Source organism: Novosphingobium sp. (assembly GCF_027486195.1).
Classification (GTDB): Bacteria; Pseudomonadota; Alphaproteobacteria; order Sphingomonadales; family Sphingomonadaceae; genus Novosphingobium.
This window is the reverse complement of record NZ_JAIXPP010000030.1, coordinates 17,959-35,932: the sequence shown is the minus strand read 5'-3', so window position 1 is coordinate 35,932 and position 17,974 is coordinate 17,959. Positions and strand designations below refer to the sequence as shown.

The following is a 17,974-nucleotide window of genomic DNA, read 5'->3' as shown; positions in this document are numbered from 1 at the left end:
GAACCTAGACCGCATGGATGATCGTGCGCGGGCCTCACGAAGGTAAAAGTCCCGTTTTAAACGGCCAGTGGCGCGGACGCCACGCTTCGTCGCAAGCCAGCGGCCTTGGGGGTTGGATCATCAACCTTTGCCTGCCTTATATGATCCGGGGAACGCAACCGCATTCGGGATTTGCCGGGACAATGATCATCAAGCGGCGCCAGTTCATCGGCGCCATCGCCGGAACCGCTGCTTCGCTCGCACTACCGCGCGACCCGCTGCGTGCCCAGGATGCCGACCTTCCGGGCGGTACCTTCTGGGGCACGGTGCCCGTGCCGGACGCCGACGCGCCCTCGGTCCAGGGCGAATCGGTCGCAATCGCCCGCTCCGGCATTCTTCCGCTCGTGCCGCGCGCCCTCGCCGCGCTCGACAAGCACAGCGCGGCGATCGCGGTGCGCGACCGCATCGGCATCGTCGATTTCTCCCAGCCCTCGCGCGAGGCGCGCTTTCATATCGTCGATCTGGCGAGCGGCACGGTCTCCGCGCCGCTGCTGGTCGCGCATGGCAAGGGCTCGGACCCGGCGAATCGCGGCATTGCCGAACACTTCTCGAATCTGATGGACTCAGAGGCGTCCTCGCGTGGCAGCTATGTCACGGGCGAGCTCTACTACGGCAAGCATGGCCGTTCGCGGCGGCTGGTCGGGCTCGATCCGGATAATGACCGGGCGATGGAGCGCGGCATCGTGATCCATGCCGCCCGCTACGTCGATCCCGCCCTGGTCGCGGTTCAGGGCCGCATCGGACGCAGCCAGGGCTGCTTCGCGGTGAACCCGCGCGTCATCACGCAGGTGCTCGAACAGCTCGGCCCCGGCTGCCTGCTCTTCGCGACTAGCTAAGCCGGCCTAACTCCCACGTCCGCTCACCCTGAGCTTGTCGAAGGTTGCTGGCGCGACCGTCTGGGATGATGCTTCGACAAGCTCAGCATGAGCGGGGTTGGGTGTAGGTCTCAGTTGAGCTTCTTGTGCAGCAAGGCCATCCGCAGGCACCGGCAGACGACATCGTCGCGCTGGTTGAGCGCTTCGTGCGTGAAGGTGACGATCCCCGCATCGGGGCGCGACTTGCTCGCGCGCAGTTCCATCACTTCGCTGGTGGCGCGCAGGGTATCGCCGAGGAACACGGGTTTGGGCATCACCAGCTTGTCATAACCCAGATTGGCGACGAGCGTGCCCACGGTCGTATCGCCGACCGATAGCCCCACCATCAGCGCGAACGTGAAAGTGCCGTTGACGAGGATCTGCCCGAACTCGCTGGCTCGCGCGGCCTCGGCATCGATATGCAGCGGCTGCGGGTTGTGCGTCATCACCGAGAACAGGAGGTTGTCCGTCTCGGTCACGGTGCGGCGGATTTCGTGCGCGATCTTGTCGCCCACCTGCCATTCATCGAAGTAGCGGCCTGCCATTCTATCCTCCCAAAACCCAACCCGTTCGTGTCGAGCGAAGTCGAGACACCGCGCACTGTGTCTCGACTTCGCTCGACACGAACGGATGTGGGCTATTCCGCCTTCTCCACGCGCACCAGCAGCGCCTCGACCTGCACTTGCGAGCCCACCGCCACGGTCAGCTCCGCCACCGTCCCATCGAACGGCGCGGTGAGCGCGTGTTCCATCTTCATGGCTTCGAGCACGAGCAGCTTCTGGCCCTTGGTGACGGTGTCGCCTGCGGTGACTTCGACCGCGATGACCTTGCCGGGCATGGGGGCGAGGATGGCGCCGTCGGAGGCGTGGAGGTGGCCGGCACTGCGCTTACCCTTGAGAAACTGGAACACCGTCCCCTTGTGGAAGACCAGCACGCCATCGTCGGTAGTGTATCCGGTCGCTTCTGCCAGGACGAGATCGTCCGTAAGCGTCCGCGTCGAATCCCGATGGCTCAATGTCACCGAAACTCGCGAAGAAGCATTGAGCCGAAAGCCAGCAAGACCCCCGTCGGCATCGCGCACCTTCTGCAACGCGAACGTCGCGGCAGTCCCCCAGATCAGATCGTCTGGCTCATCGGGCGGAATGAGTGCGTCGCCGCGTGCTGCTATGAAGCCCGTATCGATATGGCCTGCGACAAAGTCGGAATCGTGCATCACTCGCTCGATGAATCCAGCGTTCGTACGGACCGGCCAGACCTCAGTTCCTGAGGCCAACTCCCTCAACCGGTCAATCGCCTGTGCACGGTCGTCGCCATGCACGACAAGCTTCGCGACCATCGGGTCGTAAAACGGCGAAATGGAGTCGCCCTCCTCCACGCCCATTTCGATGCGGCCTTCGGCTGGGAAGAGCAAGTATTCGAGCCGCCCCGTACTCGGCAAAAACCCCTTCGCCGGATCCTCCGCATAGAGCCGTGCTTCCATCGCCCAGCCGTTGATCGAAAGCTCATCCTGCCGCTTCGGCAGCGGCTCACCGCTCGCCACGCGCAGTTGCCATTCGACGAGATCAACCCCGGTGATCATCTCAGTCACCGGATGCTCCACCTGCAGCCGCGTGTTCATTTCCATGAACCAGATGCGGTCCGCGCGCAGGCCCTCAGAAGCATCGGCAATAAATTCGATCGTCCCCGCGCCGACATAATCGACCGCCTTGGCCGCCTTCACCGCCGCCGCGCAGAGCGCTTCGCGCGTCGCCTCGTCCATCCCCGGCGCGGGGGCTTCCTCGATCACTTTCTGGTGGCGGCGCTGGAGCGAGCAGTCGCGCTCGAACAAGTGCACCACATTGCCGTGGGTATCGCCGAAGACCTGCACCTCGATATGGCGCGGGCGCTGGATGCATTTCTCGATCAGCACATGGGCATTGCCGAACGAAGCCGCCGCCTCGCGCTGGCACGAGGCAAGCGCATCGGCGAAATCCGCCGCCGCTTCCACCTTGCGCATCCCCTTGCCGCCCCCGCCCGCAACGGCCTTGATCAGGACGGGATAGCCGATTTCCGCCGCTTGGCTGGCAAGGAACGCCGGGTCCTGGTTCTCGCCCATATAGCCCGGCGTAACGGGTACGCCCGCCGCCGCCATCAGCTGCTTGGCCGCGTCCTTCAGGCCCATCGCGGTGATACTCGCGGGCTTCGGGCCGACCCAGATCAGCCCTGCGTCGATCACGGCCTGCGCGAAAGCGGCGTTTTCGGAGAGAAAGCCGTAGCCGGGATGGATGGCCTCTGCGCCCGTCGCCTTCGCAGCGGCGATGATCTTCTCGCTGACAAGATAGCTCTCGCGCGCCGGGCTTGGGCCGATATGCACCGCCTCGTCCGCCTGCCGCACATGCAGGGCCTTGGCATCGGCATCAGAATAGACCGCAACGGTGCGAATGCCCATGCTGCGCGCGGTGCGAATGATGCGGCAGGCGATCTCGCCGCGATTGGCGATAAGGAGAGACTGGATCATGCGCCGCACCCTTCCGTGCGCGAGGAGAAGGTGAGGTTCATTACCTTCCACGTGCCGTTCTCGCGGACGAAATCGAAGTGATCGATGCCGCAGCTGACGACCTTGCCCTCAATCGAGACGGTGAACGGTGCCCAGACCATCGCGACATCGCCGTCGCGCTCGACGATCATGTCGCTGATCTGCTCGTGAAAGCCCGAGCCCAGCTTCATGTTCGCCGCATACTCCGCAAAGCTCTGGGTGCGCAGGCCGGTAAACCCGCTGCGCAAGGTGCCGCGCGCGGTGACGCGGCCCTGCGGATAGACCAGCTGAAGCAGCGCGGGGCCATCGCCCTTCTCCAGCGTGGCGAACAGCGCATCGACGACGGCGATGACTTCCTTTTCGGCGAAATCGGGTGGCGGCAGGCGCTCCCCCTGCGGAAGCGGCGCGGCGGCGAGGGCGAGGGCGGAGAAGAGGGTCATCATGGACATCACATCCTGAACACCCCGAAGCGGGGCGCCTCCGCAATCGGGGTTTCGAGGCAGACGCCCAGCGCCAGCCCCAGCACATCGCGAGTCTGCACCGGGTCGATCACGCCGTCATCCCAAACGCGGGCGGTGGCGTAATAGGGGTTGCCCTCGTCCTCGTACTTCTGGCGGATCGGGGCCTTGAAAGCTTCGGCTTCTTCCGGCGTCCACTTGTCCGCATCGCGGTGGACCGTTGCCAGCACCGAAGCGGCCTGCTCCCCGCCCATCACGCTGATGCGCGCGTTGGGCCAGGTGAAGAGGAAGCGCGGATCGTAGGCGCGGCCGCACATGCCATAGTTGCCAGCGCCGAAGCTTCCGCCGATGAGCACCGTCAGCTTGGGCACTTGCGCGGTGGCGACCGCCGTCACCAGCTTCGCGCCATGCTTGGCAATGCCTTCCGCCTCATACTTCCCGCCGACCATGAAGCCCGAGATGTTCTGCAGGAACAGCAGCGGAATGCGGCGCTGGCACGCGAGCTCGATGAAATGCGCGCCCTTCTGCGCGCTTTCGCTGAAGAGGACGCCGTTGTTGGCGAGGATCGCCACCGGCATGCCCCAGATATGCGCAAAGCCGCAGACGAGCGTGGCGCCGTAGAGCGCCTTGAATTCGTGGAACTCGCTGCCGTCCACGATGCGGGCGATGACTTCGTGCACATCATAGGGCGCGCGCACGTCATCGGGGATGATCGAGTAGAGGTCTTCGGCGTCGTATTTGGGCGGGCGCGGCGGCTGGAAATTGGGGACTGTCCCTATTTTCTCGCCGAGATGAGATACGATATCGCGCACGATCGTCAGCGCATGTTCGTCGTTGTCTGCCAGGTGATCGACCACGCCGGATTTGCGCGCATGCAAATCCCCGCCGCCGAGCGCCTCGGCGCTGATTTCCTCGCCCGTTGCGGCTTTCACCAAGGGTGGGCCAGCAAGGAAGATCGTGCCCTGCTCGCGCACGATCACGCTTTCGTCGCTCATCGCAGGCACGTAAGCGCCGCCCGCAGTGCAGCTGCCCATCACGCTGGCGATCTGGGGAATGCCAGCCGCGCTCATCTGCGCCTGGTTGTAGAAGAAGCGGCCGAAATGGTCGCGATCCGGGAAGACCTCGGCCTGGTTGGGCAGGTTCGCCCCGCCGCTGTCGACGAGATAGATGCACGGCAACCGGTTCGCCGCCGCGACTTCCTGCGCGCGGATGTGCTTCTTCACCGTCATCGGGAAATAGGTACCGCCCTTCACCGTCGCGTCGTTGGCGAAGATCATGCACTGGCGGCCCGAGACGCGGCCAATGCCGGTGATGATACCAGCGCCGGGGACTTCATCGCCGTACATGCCGTTTGCCGCGAGCTGGCCGAGTTCGAGGAAGGGCGAGCCGGGATCGAGCAGGCGCTCCACGCGGTCACGCGGCAGCAGCTTGCCGCGCGAGACGTGGCGGGCGCGGGATTTTTCATCGCCGCCCAGCGCGGCCTTGGCGACGCGGGCGCGCAATTCGGCTGCCAGCGCACGGTTGTGCGCCGCGCGGGCCTGCGCCTCCGGGCTGGTGGGATCGAGGTTGGTGGGGAGGACTGGGCCGGACATCACGCAGCCCCGATCAGTTCGCGCCCGATCAGCATGCGCCGGATTTCGTTCGTCCCCGCGCCGATATCGAGCAGCTTGGCATCGCGCAGATAGCGCTCCACCGGCCAGTCCTTGGTATAGCCCGCGCCGCCCAGCGCCTGCACCGCCTCGCCCGCCACGCGGAACGCCGCCTCGCTGCCCAGCAGGATCACCCCCGCCGCATCGAAGCGCGTCGTCTGCCCCGCATCCGCCGCCCGCGCGACGGCATAGGTATAGGCCCGCGCCGATTGCAGCGCGACATACATGTCCGCCACCTTGCCCTGCATCAGCTGGAACGCACCGATGGGTTTGCCGAACTGCTTGCGCTCACGGACATAGGGGATGACCGTATCGAGGCAGGCCTGCATCAGACCGAGCTGGATGCCCGCGAGCACGACGCGCTCGTAATCAAGGCCGCTCATCAGCACGCCGACCCCGCCGTGCAGCGGGCCCATCACGTTTTCCTCGGGCACGAAGCAATCGTTGAACACGAGTTCGGCGGTGGGCGAGCCGCGCATGCCCATCTTGTCGATCTTCTGGCCGATGGAGAAGCCGGGCATGTCCTTCTCGATCAGGAAGGCGGTGATGCCGCGGCTGGCGGCCTCAGGCGCGGTCTTCGCGTAGACCACGAGAGTATCGGCGTAAGTCGCGTTGGTGATCCAGAATTTCGTGCCGTTGAGCCTGAAGCCGCCCGGCACCGGATCGGCCTTCAGCTTCATCGAAACCACGTCCGATCCTGCCCCCGCTTCCGACATGGCGAGACTGCCCAGATGCTCGCCCGAAATCAGCTTCGGCAGGTACTTCGCCTTCTGCTCATCGTTACCCCAGCGGCGGATCTGATTGACGCAGAGGTTGGAATGCGCGCCATAGCTGAGGCCGACCGAGGCCGATGCGCGGCTGACTTCCTCGACCGCGATCACATGATCGAGGTAGCCGAGGCCGAGGCCGCCCCATTCCTCTTCCACCGTGATTCCATGCAGCCCAAGCGCGCCCATCGCGGGCCAGAGATCGCGCGGAAACCAGTCGTCCGCATCCACTCTGGCGGCCAGCGGGGCGATCTGCTCGTCGGCAAAGCGGCCAGCCGCCTCGCGGATCATCAGGGCGCTTTCAGGCAGGGCGAAATCAAGCTCGGGCGTGGCGCGCATTTCCAGTCAGGCTCCTCTTTATCCGGAGCAGTCTATGGCAAACCCCAGCTTCGGAAAAATTGAATTTTCGCGCGGGGTAGTATAGGAAAAACCTATGCTAAGCCGCCGCCATCTGCGCCAGTTCCTCGCTCTCGTCGATACCGGATCGTTCACTGCGGCGGCGAACCAGCTCCATGTTGCGCAGCCCACCCTCTCCGCTGGAATTGCCGAACTGGAGCGCGAGCTTGGCGCTGCGGTGATCCTGCGCGAACGGCGCGCGCTGCGGCTGACCGAGGCGGGCAACCGCCTGCTGGTCCACGCCCGCGCGATCGAGCGGGAGTTCGGCCTTGCCGAACGCGGGGTGCTGGCCGCGCCCGCCCCTGCCCCGCCGCTGCGGCTGGGGGTGATCGCATCGCTTTCCACGCGCATGGTGGCGGAGATTGCAGGCCGGTTTGCGCCGGGACGGCTGACGCTGACCGAAGCGCCGGACGCTGACCTCAGGCGGCGGCTGGCAGAGCACCGGCTCGATGCCGTGCTGACCACGCTCCACGGCGCGGAAGCGGGGGCTGAGGTGCTGCTGGAGGAAGGTTATGCGATGATCCTGCCCACCGCCCACCGCTTTGCCGCGCGGGATATCCTGCAGCCGGAGGAACTAGCAGGCGAAACGATGATTGCGCGTCGTTCGTGCGAGATCCTGGCCGAAACCAGCCGCTTCTTCACCGCGCGCGGGGTGCGGCCGCATTTCGCCTTTCGCGGCGGCAACGATGATCGTTGCCTTGCGCTGGTGGCAGCGGGCGCGGGGGTGACGACTGCGCCGGTCTCGCTCGCCGCGCCGGGGACGGTGGCGGTTCCCTTGCAGGGTTACGACTATCGCCGCCGGATCGGGCTGATCTTGGCAGGCGGGCAGGAAGAGTTGATTGCGGCAAGCGGGCTGCGTGCAGTCCTGGGCGAAGTTCTGGCGGAGCGGGACTGATCCGCTCGATTCCGGGTCTATCCCGGCTTGCGGTGGCGGGCAGCGGCGTGACACCGACATGGCATGAGCTTCGCTGCCCCTCCTCCCGATGCCCCCGCACCGCCGCGCCGGATCGCGCTGCTCAATGTGAAATACAGCCCCAATCTGGGCGATGGGCTGCTGTCCGAATGCCTTGAGGCGGAGCTGGCGCGCACCTTCCAGACGATCGCGCCGGGGACGCAGGTGTTCTCGATCGATCTGGCGGGGCGGCGCGCCTATCCCGCCATCGCCCCCAGCCGCCGTGCCGTGCTGATCGCGGTGCTGGAGGCGCTGCCGGCTGCTTTCCGGCGGCTGGCAACGCGGATCGCGCTCGCCGCGCTGGTGCAGCTGCGGCTGCGCCGGCACGTGCGGGTGCGGCTCGCGGGGTGCGATGCGGTGGTGCTCGGTGGCGGTAACCTGCTGACGGACGCCGATCTCAATTTTCCGATGAAGATCGCGGGCGCGCTTGGCCAGGCGGCACGGCTGCGGCTGCCGGTGGCGGTCTATGGCGTGGGGGCCAACCGGCAATGGTCGGAGGCCGGGCGCCGCCTGTTCGGCCGTGCGCTTGGCGCAGCGAAACTGGCCCATGCGGCGGTGCGCGATGCGCGCAGCCAGTCTGCGTGGCGCGATCTGCTCGTGCCGCAGGGCGTGCGCCCGGCAGCGCTGAGCGGCGATCCGGGGCTGCTGGCAAGTTGCCACTTCCCGCGCCCTCCGCTGCCGTTCGATGCACCGCTGGCGGGCCTGTGCGTGACCGCGCCGATGGCGCTGCGCTACCATGCCACCGGACCGGCTGCCGCGCATGGCACCGATGAACGCGCCGCGCTCGATGCCTGGTATGGGGGGGCAGCGCGCGCGCTCATCGATGCGGGCTTTCGCGTCGCGCTTTTCACCAATGGCAGTCCGGAGGACCGCGACTATCTCGCCGCGATGGGTCCGGCATGGATCCTTGCCGCCAAGGGACCGGTGACGATGACCAATCCCTTCGCCGAACCTGCCGAGATGATCCGCTTCATCGCCGGTTGCCAGCTGATCGTGGCGCACCGCATGCATGCCTGCATCGCCGCCCATTCCTTTGCCATCCCCACGATCGGGCTGCGCTGGGACGTGAAGCTCGACAGTTTCTTCGCGCTGGCGGGGCGCGGGACCTATATTGCCGATACGGCCTCCCTCGATGGCCCGGCGCTGACCGCGCTCGCGCGGCAGGCGGTGGCCGATGGTGTGGACCGCGCCGCACTGGAAGACCTCATTGCCGGCACGCGCAGCGATATCGCGCGCATGGCGGCGGCACTGGCGCGGGCGATGCAGCCGGCAAAGGCTGCGGCATGAGCGCGGCAATCGACCGCATCGTGGTGATCAACGATCTCTCGCATGCGATGGGCGGGGCGAGCGCGCTGGCTGTGGGCTCCGCGCACCGCTTTGCCGAGCGGGGCTTCCGCGTGGCCATGCTTGCGGGCGACATGCCCGATCCGGCGCTGGCCGAGGCTGGGATCGCGGTGACGGGGCTGGGCCAAGCACGGCTGCTGGGGCGCGCGGGCGGGCTGCTCGATGGCCTGTGGAACCGCGCGGCGGCGCGGATGGTGCGGCGCTGGATCACGGAGCACGATACGCCGCGCACGGTCTATCACCTTCACGGCTGGTCGCAGATCCTCTCGCCTTCGGTGTTTGCCGCGCTGGCCCCGGTGCGCAGCCGACTGGTGATCTCGGCGCACGATTTCTTCCTCGCCTGCCCCAACGGCGCCTTCACGAACTTCGCGACCGGGGCACCCTGCCCGCACGCGGCGCTCTCCCGCGCCTGCCTTGCCGAGGCCTGCGACCGGCGGGGCCAGACGCACAAGCTGTGGCGCGTGGCGCGCCATGCGGTGCAGCGCTTCGTCTACCGGCCGGAGAGCTCACCACCGGTGCTGGCGATCCACGCCGCCATGCGCCCGATGCTGGCGCGCGCGGGGATTCCGCCCGCAGCGATCCATCCGCTACCCAATCCGGTCGTCCCCTTCAGCACCACGCGGATTGCTGCCGAGCGCAACCGTGAAGTGCTGTTCGTCGGCCGGATCGAGGCGACCAAGGGCGCAGACCTTGCGCTGGCAGCGGCGCGGCGGGCGGGCATGCCGATCCGCCTGGTCGGCGACGGGGCAGACCGCGCGCGGCTCGCCGCCGAGTATCCGGAGGCGCGCTTTGCCGGGCGCCTGCCGCCAGACGACATCGGTGCGCTGGCCGCGTCAGCACGCGTGCTGGTGATGCCGAGCCGCTATCCGGAACCCTATGGCCTCGTTGCGATGGAAGCCGCGCTGGCTGGCCTGCCCGTGATCCTGCCGCCCAGCGCCCTGCTCGCGCCGGATCTGGTGGCGGCGGGGGCGGGAATCTCGGTCGATCCGCGCGATACGGCAGCGTTCGCGGCTGCGCTTGGCGCGCTCGCGGCAGACGATGCGCGGGTTGAGGCCATGAGCCGCGCGGCCTTCACCGCCACGCGCCACCTCGCCCTGTCGCCGGACGAATGGCTCGACCGCCTGCTTGCGCACTATGGCACGCGCCTGGAGGCGCTTCAGGCGCCGTCGAATGCCAGTTGTGCGTCCGGATCGAAGCTGATCGCGGCGAACGCCGCCGGTGCATAGGGCGCGGGCGCTGCCGCAGGGGTGGTCGCAGACCAGCCGCGGCGATCAAGCTCACCAAGCGGTCGGTAGGGATTGCTGCGGGCCAGTTGGCGCAAATGCTGCACCTTGATCGGCACGATCACGAGGCTGAGCGTCGCAAGCACGATGGCCCAGCGCCAGAGGTTGAAATGTCCACTTTGGATTGCGGCCATGAACTCCGCATAAGTCAGCCAGATCGCCAGCGCGCCGAGCAGTTCGGAGCTGCGCTGGTTCGGCAGCGCGAGCAGCGTCAGTACGGCAAGGAAAAACGATCCGACCCCCGCAAGCTCGAGCGAAAGGCGGTCGGTAACGTAGCCTGAAGTCAGCACAAAGGCGATGAGCAGCGCGCCGATCCGGGCGGATCGGACGATATGGCCGGGCGTGATACGAGTGAACAGGGCGTCCATGGAGCAGGGTATGCATCCGTGCTTTTCAAGGAACGCTTTCCCCCATTGGTTAACGCCGGACCAACGAAAGGCTCCGCATCCGGCCGGGCTATAAGGGAGATTGCTCAGATACGGGGCTAATTGCGCGACTGGACGGCGGGAAAGGATGGTACCCGCTGCGGCGTGGGATGGAAACGGCGCAGGATCAGGGATCGGGCGATGATCAGCATGCAGCAGCGCAATTCGCGCGGACGCTCCGCGATGACGGTGCACCCGCGCGCGCTCTCGGTCTGCCTGCTGGGCCTGATCGCTCCGCTTGCCGATGCGCGCGCGCAGACCGCGGTGGATCCGCGGATGGAGCGCGATACCGTGGGTGCTCGCTCGCGGCCGGAGGTGGAAACGTCCGGCGCGCGGGTGGGTGCGCTGCTGATCTCGCCCAGCTTCGGGATCGAGGCAGACGCGACAGACAACATCTATGCGCGCGGCGATGTGAAACGCGGTGATGTCGCGGTGGCGATCCTCCCCGCGCTCGCGGTGCGTTCGCAGTGGTCGCACCATGCGCTGGGGATCGCGGCGGAAGGGTCGATCAAGCGCTATGCCAAGCGCACGACCGAGAATATCGAGACTTATGCCGTCAAGCTCGATGGGCGGCTCGACATTTTGGGTGACACCCGCCTGTCGGGCGATGTCGGCGCGGCGCGGCGGATCGAGGCGCGCGGCACCACCGGCGATACGCTGTTCGGCGCGGCGCCGATTGCCTACACCGTTGTCACCGGCGGGGGCGAACTCGAACAGACTTTCGCACGCGCGCGGATCACGCTGGGCGGGCGCTACGAACGCTATAACTATCAGGCCCGCGAACTGGGCGGCACGGTGATCGATCTTTCCCCGCGTGATTACGAGGCGCTGTCGGGCTCGCTGCGCGCGGCGATCGGCATTGGGCCGGGCGTCGCTGCCTTCGCCAGCCTTGCCTACAATCGCAACCGCTACCCAACACCGCCGGTCGGGCCGAGCCGCAATTCGCACGGGTTTACCGGCCTGACGGGCCTGGCCTTCGGGCTCAACCGGCTCTTGCAGGGTGAGATCGGGGTTGGCTGGGTGCAGCAGGATTTCAGCGCGCCGATTTTCCCGCGCATCAGCGGCCTTGCCTATAACGTGCAGCTGAAGTGGAGCCCGACAAGGCTGACCACCGTGCGCCTTTCGGGTGCGCGCACGTTCCAGCGTTCGCCGATCATCGGCATTGCCGGAATCCAGCAGCACGAAGTGATGCTCTCGGCAGAACACGAACTGCTGCGGACGCTGATCCTGCGGCCCGCGCTGCGCTATGTGGTGGCCGATTTCCAGGTGCCGGAAGGCGCGGCCAAGCGGCAGGAGCGCTTTTTCACCGGCACATTCGGCGTGAGCTGGCGGCTCACCCAGCATTTCGAGATCGCCGGCGACTATACCCACAGCCTCGGCCGCAATTCCGGTGCGGTCGATCCGGGCCGGGCCTATGACAGGAACCGCGTGGCCGTGTCGCTGCGCTGGCGGCTGTAGCTGCGATGGCCAGCCTGCCGCGCGATCCCCGGGTTGATACAGACCGGCCGCCGCCGCTTCCTGAATGGGGTGTGCGGCCGCGCAATATGGCGGTGCGGCTGGTGTTTGCAGCACTGTTCCTCGCCGGGCTTGGCGCTGCACTTACGCTGCTTGCGCCCCCGCCCGCCGGGCCTCAGGTGCGCTTTGCCTTCCCTCCGCCGCTGCCTGACCCGGCTGCGTTGCTCCCCTACCTGCCTGAAACGGCGCGGGCGGCCAATGCGGCCATGGTGATCAATCCTCCCGCAGCGCCCGCGCCGGCTTTCCGGCTCGGTGCGGCGGACGCGCTTGCGCAGACGCGCGCGCTCGATTGCCTCTCCGCTGCTGCCTGGTACGAAGCGGGCGATGATCCCTCGGGCGAACGCGCGGTTGTACAGGTCGTGCTCAACCGGGCGCGACATCCCGCCTTTCCCGCCAGTGTGTGCGGCGTGGTATTTCAGGGATCGGAGCGCACCACCGGCTGCCAGTTCAGCTTTACGTGCGATGGCTCGATGCGCGCGCGCCATCCCGCCCCCGCTGCGTGGGCACGGGCGCGGGCGGTCGCGGCTGCGGCGCTGGCCGGGGCGGTCGATCCGCGTGTGGGGCTCGCGACGCATTATCATGCCGACTATGTGGTGCCGGTGTGGCGCAGCGGCCTCGTCAAGCTCGCGCAAGTGGGGCTGCACTTGTTCTACCGCTGGCCGGGGGACTGGGGTTCACCCGCCGTGCTGCGCGGCAGCGCGAGCGGCGAGGAGCCGAGGATCGCCGCGATGGCGGCGCTATCGCCCGCGCATGGCGGCGCGGACGCGGCACAGGCAGGGCAAGCCGATGCTGCCGCGAATGCCGGCGCGGCGCTGGCGTACCTCCCGCTTGACGAAGCGGACGGGCCTTCCCGCTCCGGCAGCCGCAGCGCCCTGTTGTCCGCCGCACCGGCGGGAGGGCCATCCGCCGGTGGGCGCATCGCCCTCAAGCTCGATCCGGCCGCATTCCCCGGCACATATGCCATGCGCGCGCTTGCCGCCTGCGGAGAGCGCGAGCGCTGCGCGGTGGTTGGCGAACTGCTCGGCGCGGCTCCCGGTCAGGACCCTGGCTTCGTCTATTTGCGCGATCGGCGGACCGGCGCGGAAGGCGCCTGGTGGGATTGCACCGCCCTCCCCCGCGCCAATCCCGCGCGCTGCCTACCCAAGGGCGCAGCGCTCACGCGGCTGCTAGCGGACTGGGGCTGAGCCAAGCGGGAGCGACCATCCCGCTCGAATGCAGTTACGTCGGTGACGGCCAGATCTTCGTGACCCGCCTATAGCGCGCGGCGGCAAATCGCCGAAAGTGCGAGCTAGAACACCACTGCCGTAACCAAGGTGACCGCGACCGATATCGATCAAAACACCCAGCTGACCTACTCCATCGCCGGCGGAGCGGATGGAGCTCTGTTCAAGATTGATCCCACAACGGGTGATCTATCGTTCAAAAGCCCGGTAAACTTCGACAACCCAGGCGATGCCGATGGCAACAACGTCTATTTAGTGAAGGTTAGGGCATCGGACGGATCGCTGGCTGACTGGCAAGAGATTTCCGTCACCGTCACCAACGTCAATGAAGCGCCGGTGATCACGTCCAACGGCGGCGGCACGTCGGCAGCCATCTCGGTGGCCGAGAATGGCACGGCTGTCACCACAGTCACGACGACCGATGTCGATGCGGGCTCCGCTCTGCTCTACTCGATCGCCGGCGGCAACGATGCGGCGCTTTTCCGGATCAACGCACAGACGGGCGCGCTCACCTTTGCGGCAGCGCCCGATTTCGAGGTGCCGAAGGATGTGGGCCTGAACAACGTCTACGATGTCATCGTCAAGGTTTCGGATGGCCAGCTCACCGATACCCAGGCGCTGGCGATCACTGTCGCCAACGTCGTCAACGAAGTTCTGACTGGAACATCGAGCGCAGACACACTGACTGGCGCAGGCGGTGACGATACGATCTGGGGCGGCGCTGGCAACGACCGGCTGACCGGGAACGGGGGCAACGACGGGCTCAACGGAGGAACCGGGGCGGACATCATGGACGGCGGCGCTGGCCACGACACGTACTTCGTTGACGTTACTGGCGATCAAGTCATTGAAACTGCAGAAAATGGTAGTGACACCGTCAAGGCAAGCATCAGCTATACGCTTGGCGCCGCTGTCGAGAATCTGACCCTCACAGGCTCTGCATATCTGTCCGGCACGGGCAACGATCTCGTCAATACGCTGATCGGCAATGATGGAGACAACCTCCTCACAGGGCTCGGGGGCAGCGACCCCCTGAATGGCGGTGCCGGGAGTGACACTCTCCTCGGCGGGCTTGGGAAGGACGTTCTGACCGGCGGCACGGGCCGGGACTTCTTCGTGTTCAATACTGCCGCTGCAATCGCCAACGTGGACACCATTACCGATTTCAACGGCAGCGAGAACGACAAGATCCAGCTCGGCAAGTCGGTTTACAGCGGCTTCACCCACACCGGTGCGCTGATCGCAGACGAGTTCTACGCAGCAGCAGGCGCGACTTCCGCACACGATGCGACGGATCGGGTGATCTACAACACGGCTACCGGCATTCTCTACTACGATGCCGATGGCCAGGGCGGCGTTGCTGCGGTGCAGATCGCCCTGATGGGAGCAGTCAACCATCCCACGCTGATCTACAGCGATATTCTGATCATTGTTTGAAGGAGGGGCACGGTGACAGATTGCCAAATCCCTGCCCACTACCGGGCCTGACAAGCGCCAAGTGTGCGCCCGCGGCGCTTCAGCGCCCCTTGCGTCGCGCGGCGTGCAGTTCGGCGCGCGAGAGGAGCGCATCGAGGTCTGCGCGGGAAATGTCGAAGCTTTCGTGCATGTCTTCCAGCGCGGCATCGATATCCGCCATGTGCAGCCCCGCATCGGGGGCAGGCGCGGGCCGGTGAGGATAGGAGTGGCGTGAGAGGCGGTGGAACACTAGGCCGATCGCCACGAGCGACAGGGAATTGAGCGCCACCGGCAGGAAGGCGAAACCATATCCGGCGGCGTGGACCGCGCTCGAGCCGATCACCGCCGTAAGCGCCGAGGCACCGCCGGGCGGGTGGAGGCAGCGCAGCGCCGACATGACAAGGATCGCCGCGCCCACCGCCACGCTCGCGGCGAGGCCGGTATCGGGGATCAGGCGATAGACCGCGACGCCGACCAGCGCGGAAATGGTGTTGCCGCCCACAACGGGCCAGGGCTGGGCAAGCGGGCTCGCCGGAACCGCGAAGACGAGCACAGCCGAAGCCCCGAGCGGCGCGACGAGCAGCGGGAGATCACCCGGCTGCAACAACAGACGCGCCGACACGAAGGCCGCGAAGGCAATGCCCAGCACCGCACCCAGACAGGCGAACAGCCGATCTGGGGCATGCGCGCCGGACAGAAGAGGGTGGAACAGGCGCAAGAGGTTGATCCGCTCAGCTTCGTGGGATGCCGCCCCATAAGGCGGCCCCTGCAGGAGGGGAAGCCTTCACGCAACTTTAGTTAGGAGAGCCCCGAGGCGCCGAGCACCGGGCGAAAACCGGTGCCTTCGCGCAGCACCCGGGCCACATGGCTGCCGCCGAAGTGCGCAGGCACAAGCAGTGCCTGCCGGCTGGCGGCAAGTTCGAGCACCTGGCGGCGAGTCTCGCGCGCCTGATCGGGTGCCTCGCAGAAAACGCTGTTCCATTCGGGGCGGTAGATCTGGGCGGGATGGTGGACGACATCGCCGACGAACAGCGCGTTGTCGTCCTTTCCCGCCACTTCGAGCATCATGCTGCCGGGGGTGTGGCCAGGGCAGGCGTGAAGCGTGAGGCCATCGGCAACCTCGAAGCCCGGCTCGGCCCATTCGGCGCGGCCGGCGGCAATGATCGGCGCCACACTGTCCTCGTACATCCCGGCGTTGACGGCAGCGCCTACGCCGTCCGGCCCGGCGGCGCCGTCTTCCGGGTCCCAATAGGCGCGGTCCGCCAGCGGGAGCACATAGCGGGCGTTGCGGAAAGTCGGCTCCCAGCGTCCTTCCACGAGGCGGGTGTTCCAGCCGACGTGATCGATGTGAATGTGCGAACAGACGACAACGTCGATGTCCTCCGGCTGGAAACCGGCGCAGGCGAGGTTGCCGAGGAAATCGGTTTGCAGGTTGCTGAAGATGGGGATGTTCGGGCGGTCCTTGTCATTCCCCGCTCCGGTATCGAACAGGATGCGCTCATGCCCGGTATCGAGCACCCAGCTCTGCAGGAAGGCATAGAGGTGGCCGGTTTGCGGATCGAAGTATTCGGGGGCAAACTCCTCGGCATGCGGGTCCCAGCCTTCGGGGGTGTAGCCCTGAAACAGGTAGGAGGGCGGCGCAAAAGTGCCCTGCCATTCCTCGATGCGATGAACGGTGACGTGCCCGATCCGGAAACGATCCATGTGCGCTCTCCTGCTCCGGGTGTTCCCCCGCTGCGGACGAGAGTGCCTGAGCTAGCGGCGATGCACAACCGGCGGCGGATCAGCGCAGCGGCATGAGAGGACCGTGGCCCATGGGGACGACGTTCTGGCGGTTCTCGGAAAAAGGAGACCAAAGGGTGATGGGGGGTCGTCATTCCGAGGGCGCGAACGGGGCCGGGTATCCTCACGGGCCGCAACACTTGGCACAAGGGCTGGGCAGAGCGCGGCAAGCTCGGTAGGCGGGCACGATATGCGGGGAGACCAGGTATGCGCAAGGAAATCGGCAGCGGGTGGAGCCGGGCGGCGGGGATCTGTGCGATGACCTTGCTGATTCTGCAGGCGCTGGTGCTCGCCTCATGGGCGGCGGGACTTGCGTTGATGCTGCCGTCATGGGCTTCGAGCACGGCGCTGATCGTGGGCTGCCGCGATGTGCCCGCAGCAAGGCCCCGCGCCGCGAGCCTCGGCCATGTAGTGTGCGGGGCGACGGGTGTGGCGGCGTTCTATCTTGCCGGTCCGGCTGCGCATCCCTGGGCGCTGTGGCTCGCCGCGCCTGCGGTCGCGGTCGGCGTGACACTGATGTGGGCGCTGCGCTGCTATCATCCGCCAGCTGCGGCGAATGCGGCGATCCCACTGTTCACGGCTGCGACGATGCCCGTTTATGCCGGGGCGGTGGCGCTTGGGGCGGCGCTGCTGCTGTTCGCCGCCCATGCGCTCGATCGTGCCGACGGGGCGGCAGCCGCCTAGAAATACCGTTCACCAATGCGGATCGTATCGCCGGGCAAAACCGCCACTTGCGCACTGCGCAGGGAGACGGCGCTTTCGGCCTTGCCGGTCTGTCGGCGCAGGAACACCGTCTTCTCATTCGCGCGGTAGGTGAAGCCGCCGGCGCGGGCGATGGCCTGCTCCACCGTCATCCCCGAGGCATAGGAATACTCACCAGGTCGGTTAACTTCGCCGAGAATGTAGAACGGCCGGTAATTGAGCACCTCGACGCTCACGCGCGGATCGTTGACATAGCCCTCGGCGAGCTTGGCCGTCAGCTCTTGCTGCACCGCATCGATCGTGCGCCCGCCCGCCGCCACCACGCCGATCAGCGGGAATGCCAGCGCTCCGCCGGGCGTGATGTTGTATTCGCCGGTGAGCGTCGGCTCGTTGAATACGGTGACGCGCACGCGGTCTCCCGCGCCGAGGTGGTAACTTTCGAGGCCCACGGCGACGTCCGCCGTCGAGATCGGGGGCGCGCCAGCGCTGGCGCAGCCACCCAGTGCGAACGCCCCGGCCACGACCATCATGCCAGCCATGACAAGCGCCAGGCGATGCCCTGCGCGCCGACCGCCATCGTGCCTGCTATCCATGCGAAATCTCCAATGCTTCTGC

At 66.8% G+C, this 17,974-nt stretch carries 17 protein-coding genes and 1 pseudogene; 9 read left to right on the top strand and 9 right to left on the bottom strand.

All coding sequences use genetic code 11. The features are described from left to right. The first annotated feature begins 182 nt into the window (after nucleotides 1–182). Nucleotides 183–875: a murein L,D-transpeptidase catalytic domain family protein gene (locus tag Q0071_RS06370; RefSeq protein WP_298166482.1), complete on the top strand. Its 693-nt coding sequence runs from the start codon at nucleotides 183–185 to the stop codon at nucleotides 873–875. A 110-nt stretch (nucleotides 876–985) separates the two neighbouring features. Here Q0071_RS06370 and Q0071_RS06365 read toward each other — a convergent pair whose 3' ends face one another. The 5 genes from Q0071_RS06365 to Q0071_RS06345 form a co-directional block, all read right to left on the bottom strand. Continuing rightward, nucleotides 986–1,438 (bottom strand): MaoC family dehydratase, encoded by a 453-nt coding sequence (locus Q0071_RS06365; RefSeq protein ID WP_298166480.1) that lies wholly within the window; start codon nucleotides 1,436–1,438, stop codon nucleotides 986–988. A 92-nt stretch (nucleotides 1,439–1,530) separates the two neighbouring features. Further along, on the bottom strand, nucleotides 1,531–3,390 hold the full coding sequence (locus Q0071_RS06360; RefSeq protein WP_298166478.1) for an acetyl/propionyl/methylcrotonyl-CoA carboxylase subunit alpha: 1,860 nt from the start codon (nucleotides 3,388–3,390) through the stop codon (nucleotides 1,531–1,533). After that, entirely contained in the window at nucleotides 3,387–3,857 is a 471-nt protein-coding gene (locus tag Q0071_RS06355; RefSeq protein WP_298166476.1) for a nuclear transport factor 2 family protein, read from the bottom strand. Before Q0071_RS06355 ends, Q0071_RS06360 begins: the two co-directional genes overlap by 4 nt. Further along, nucleotides 3,857–5,458: a carboxyl transferase domain-containing protein gene (locus Q0071_RS06350; RefSeq protein WP_298166474.1), complete on the bottom strand. Its 1,602-nt coding sequence runs from the start codon at nucleotides 5,456–5,458 to the stop codon at nucleotides 3,857–3,859. Before Q0071_RS06350 ends, Q0071_RS06355 begins: the two co-directional genes overlap by 1 nt. Beyond that, nucleotides 5,458–6,621, bottom strand: coding sequence for an isovaleryl-CoA dehydrogenase (locus Q0071_RS06345; protein WP_298166472.1), 1,164 nt, complete (start codon nucleotides 6,619–6,621; stop codon nucleotides 5,458–5,460). Before Q0071_RS06345 ends, Q0071_RS06350 begins: the two co-directional genes overlap by 1 nt. A 94-nt stretch (nucleotides 6,622–6,715) precedes the next feature. Here Q0071_RS06345 and Q0071_RS06340 point away from each other — a divergent pair, with 94 nt between their 5' ends. The 3 genes from Q0071_RS06340 (at nucleotide 6,716) to Q0071_RS06330 (ending at nucleotide 10,200) form a co-directional block, all read left to right on the top strand. Continuing rightward, a complete protein-coding gene (locus Q0071_RS06340; RefSeq protein ID WP_298166470.1) occupies nucleotides 6,716–7,573 on the top strand; it encodes a LysR family transcriptional regulator in 858 nt (285 codons plus the stop codon). 63 nt (nucleotides 7,574–7,636) lie between these two features. After that, a complete protein-coding gene (locus Q0071_RS06335) occupies nucleotides 7,637–8,917 on the top strand; it encodes a polysaccharide pyruvyl transferase family protein (protein ID WP_298166468.1) in 1,281 nt (426 codons plus the stop codon). Next, a complete protein-coding gene (locus Q0071_RS06330) occupies nucleotides 8,914–10,200 on the top strand; it encodes a glycosyltransferase family 4 protein (RefSeq protein ID WP_298166466.1) in 1,287 nt (428 codons plus the stop codon). Before Q0071_RS06335 ends, Q0071_RS06330 begins: the two co-directional genes overlap by 4 nt. Here Q0071_RS06330 and Q0071_RS06325 read toward each other — a convergent pair. Further along, a complete protein-coding gene (locus Q0071_RS06325) occupies nucleotides 10,131–10,625 on the bottom strand; it encodes a hypothetical protein (protein ID WP_298166463.1) in 495 nt (164 codons plus the stop codon). The genes Q0071_RS06330 and Q0071_RS06325 overlap by 70 nt on opposite strands. 198 nt (nucleotides 10,626–10,823) lie before the next feature. Here Q0071_RS06325 and Q0071_RS06320 point away from each other — a divergent pair, with 198 nt between their 5' ends. The 4 genes and pseudogenes from Q0071_RS06320 (at nucleotide 10,824) to Q0071_RS06305 (ending at nucleotide 14,857) form a co-directional block, all read left to right on the top strand. After that, on the top strand, nucleotides 10,824–12,140 hold the full coding sequence (locus Q0071_RS06320) for an outer membrane beta-barrel protein (protein ID WP_298166461.1): 1,317 nt from the start codon (nucleotides 10,824–10,826) through the stop codon (nucleotides 12,138–12,140). 5 nt (nucleotides 12,141–12,145) lie between these two features. Then, nucleotides 12,146–13,381 carry a cell wall hydrolase gene (locus Q0071_RS06315; RefSeq protein ID WP_298166460.1) on the top strand — a complete coding sequence of 412 codons (1,236 nt, stop codon included), beginning with the start codon at nucleotides 12,146–12,148 and terminating at the stop codon, nucleotides 13,379–13,381. 126 nt (nucleotides 13,382–13,507) lie between these two features. Continuing rightward, a pseudogene (locus Q0071_RS06310) lies at nucleotides 13,508–14,233 on the top strand (cadherin domain-containing protein); the annotation flags it as partial. Further along, a complete protein-coding gene (locus Q0071_RS06305) occupies nucleotides 14,210–14,857 on the top strand; it encodes a calcium-binding protein (RefSeq protein WP_298166542.1) in 648 nt (215 codons plus the stop codon). The pseudogene Q0071_RS06310 and the gene Q0071_RS06305, both read left to right, overlap by 24 nt. Before the next feature lie 79 nt (nucleotides 14,858–14,936). Here Q0071_RS06305 and Q0071_RS06300 read toward each other — a convergent pair whose 3' ends face one another. Then, nucleotides 14,937–15,593 carry an HPP family protein gene (locus Q0071_RS06300; protein WP_298166459.1) on the bottom strand — a complete coding sequence of 219 codons (657 nt, stop codon included), beginning with the start codon at nucleotides 15,591–15,593 and terminating at the stop codon, nucleotides 14,937–14,939. An 80-nt stretch (nucleotides 15,594–15,673) separates the two neighbouring features. Beyond that, complete coding sequence (locus tag Q0071_RS06295; protein WP_298166458.1) at nucleotides 15,674–16,579, bottom strand: MBL fold metallo-hydrolase; 906 nt, start codon at nucleotides 16,577–16,579, stop codon at nucleotides 15,674–15,676. Nucleotides 16,580–16,864: 285 nt separating this feature from the next. On the opposite strand from Q0071_RS06295, the gene Q0071_RS06290 reads away from it, so the two are divergent. Continuing rightward, nucleotides 16,865–17,341, top strand: a complete 477-nt coding sequence (locus Q0071_RS06290) for an HPP family protein (protein ID WP_298166456.1) — start codon at nucleotides 16,865–16,867, stop codon at nucleotides 17,339–17,341. Here Q0071_RS06290 and Q0071_RS06285 read toward each other — a convergent pair. After that, on the bottom strand, nucleotides 17,338–17,952 hold the full coding sequence (locus Q0071_RS06285) for a polysaccharide biosynthesis/export family protein (RefSeq protein ID WP_298166454.1): 615 nt from the start codon (nucleotides 17,950–17,952) through the stop codon (nucleotides 17,338–17,340). The genes Q0071_RS06290 and Q0071_RS06285 overlap by 4 nt on opposite strands. Nucleotides 17,953–17,974 lie beyond the last annotated feature (22 nt).

Coding starts and splice junctions, on each gene's coding strand:
- Q0071_RS06370 (WP_298166482.1), top strand. CDS start 183: ATGATCATCAAGCGGCGCCAGTTCATCGGCGCCATCGCCGGAACCGCT.
- Q0071_RS06365 (WP_298166480.1), bottom strand. CDS start 1,438: ATGGCAGGCCGCTACTTCGATGAATGGCAGGTGGGCGACAAGATCGCG.
- Q0071_RS06360 (WP_298166478.1), bottom strand. CDS start 3,390: ATGATCCAGTCTCTCCTTATCGCCAATCGCGGCGAGATCGCCTGCCGC.
- Q0071_RS06355 (WP_298166476.1), bottom strand. CDS start 3,857: ATGTCCATGATGACCCTCTTCTCCGCCCTCGCCCTCGCCGCCGCGCCG.
- Q0071_RS06350 (WP_298166474.1), bottom strand. CDS start 5,458: ATGTCCGGCCCAGTCCTCCCCACCAACCTCGATCCCACCAGCCCGGAG.
- Q0071_RS06345 (WP_298166472.1), bottom strand. CDS start 6,621: ATGCGCGCCACGCCCGAGCTTGATTTCGCCCTGCCTGAAAGCGCCCTG.
- Q0071_RS06340 (WP_298166470.1), top strand. CDS start 6,716: ATGCTAAGCCGCCGCCATCTGCGCCAGTTCCTCGCTCTCGTCGATACC.
- Q0071_RS06335 (WP_298166468.1), top strand. CDS start 7,637: ATGAGCTTCGCTGCCCCTCCTCCCGATGCCCCCGCACCGCCGCGCCGG.
- Q0071_RS06330 (WP_298166466.1), top strand. CDS start 8,914: ATGAGCGCGGCAATCGACCGCATCGTGGTGATCAACGATCTCTCGCAT.
- Q0071_RS06325 (WP_298166463.1), bottom strand. CDS start 10,625: ATGGACGCCCTGTTCACTCGTATCACGCCCGGCCATATCGTCCGATCC.
- Q0071_RS06320 (WP_298166461.1), top strand. CDS start 10,824: ATGATCAGCATGCAGCAGCGCAATTCGCGCGGACGCTCCGCGATGACG.
- Q0071_RS06315 (WP_298166460.1), top strand. CDS start 12,146: ATGGCCAGCCTGCCGCGCGATCCCCGGGTTGATACAGACCGGCCGCCG.
- Q0071_RS06305 (WP_298166542.1), top strand. CDS start 14,210: ATGGACGGCGGCGCTGGCCACGACACGTACTTCGTTGACGTTACTGGC.
- Q0071_RS06295 (WP_298166458.1), bottom strand. CDS start 16,579: ATGGATCGTTTCCGGATCGGGCACGTCACCGTTCATCGCATCGAGGAA.
- Q0071_RS06290 (WP_298166456.1), top strand. CDS start 16,865: ATGCGCAAGGAAATCGGCAGCGGGTGGAGCCGGGCGGCGGGGATCTGT.
- Q0071_RS06285 (WP_298166454.1), bottom strand. CDS start 17,952: ATGGATAGCAGGCACGATGGCGGTCGGCGCGCAGGGCATCGCCTGGCG.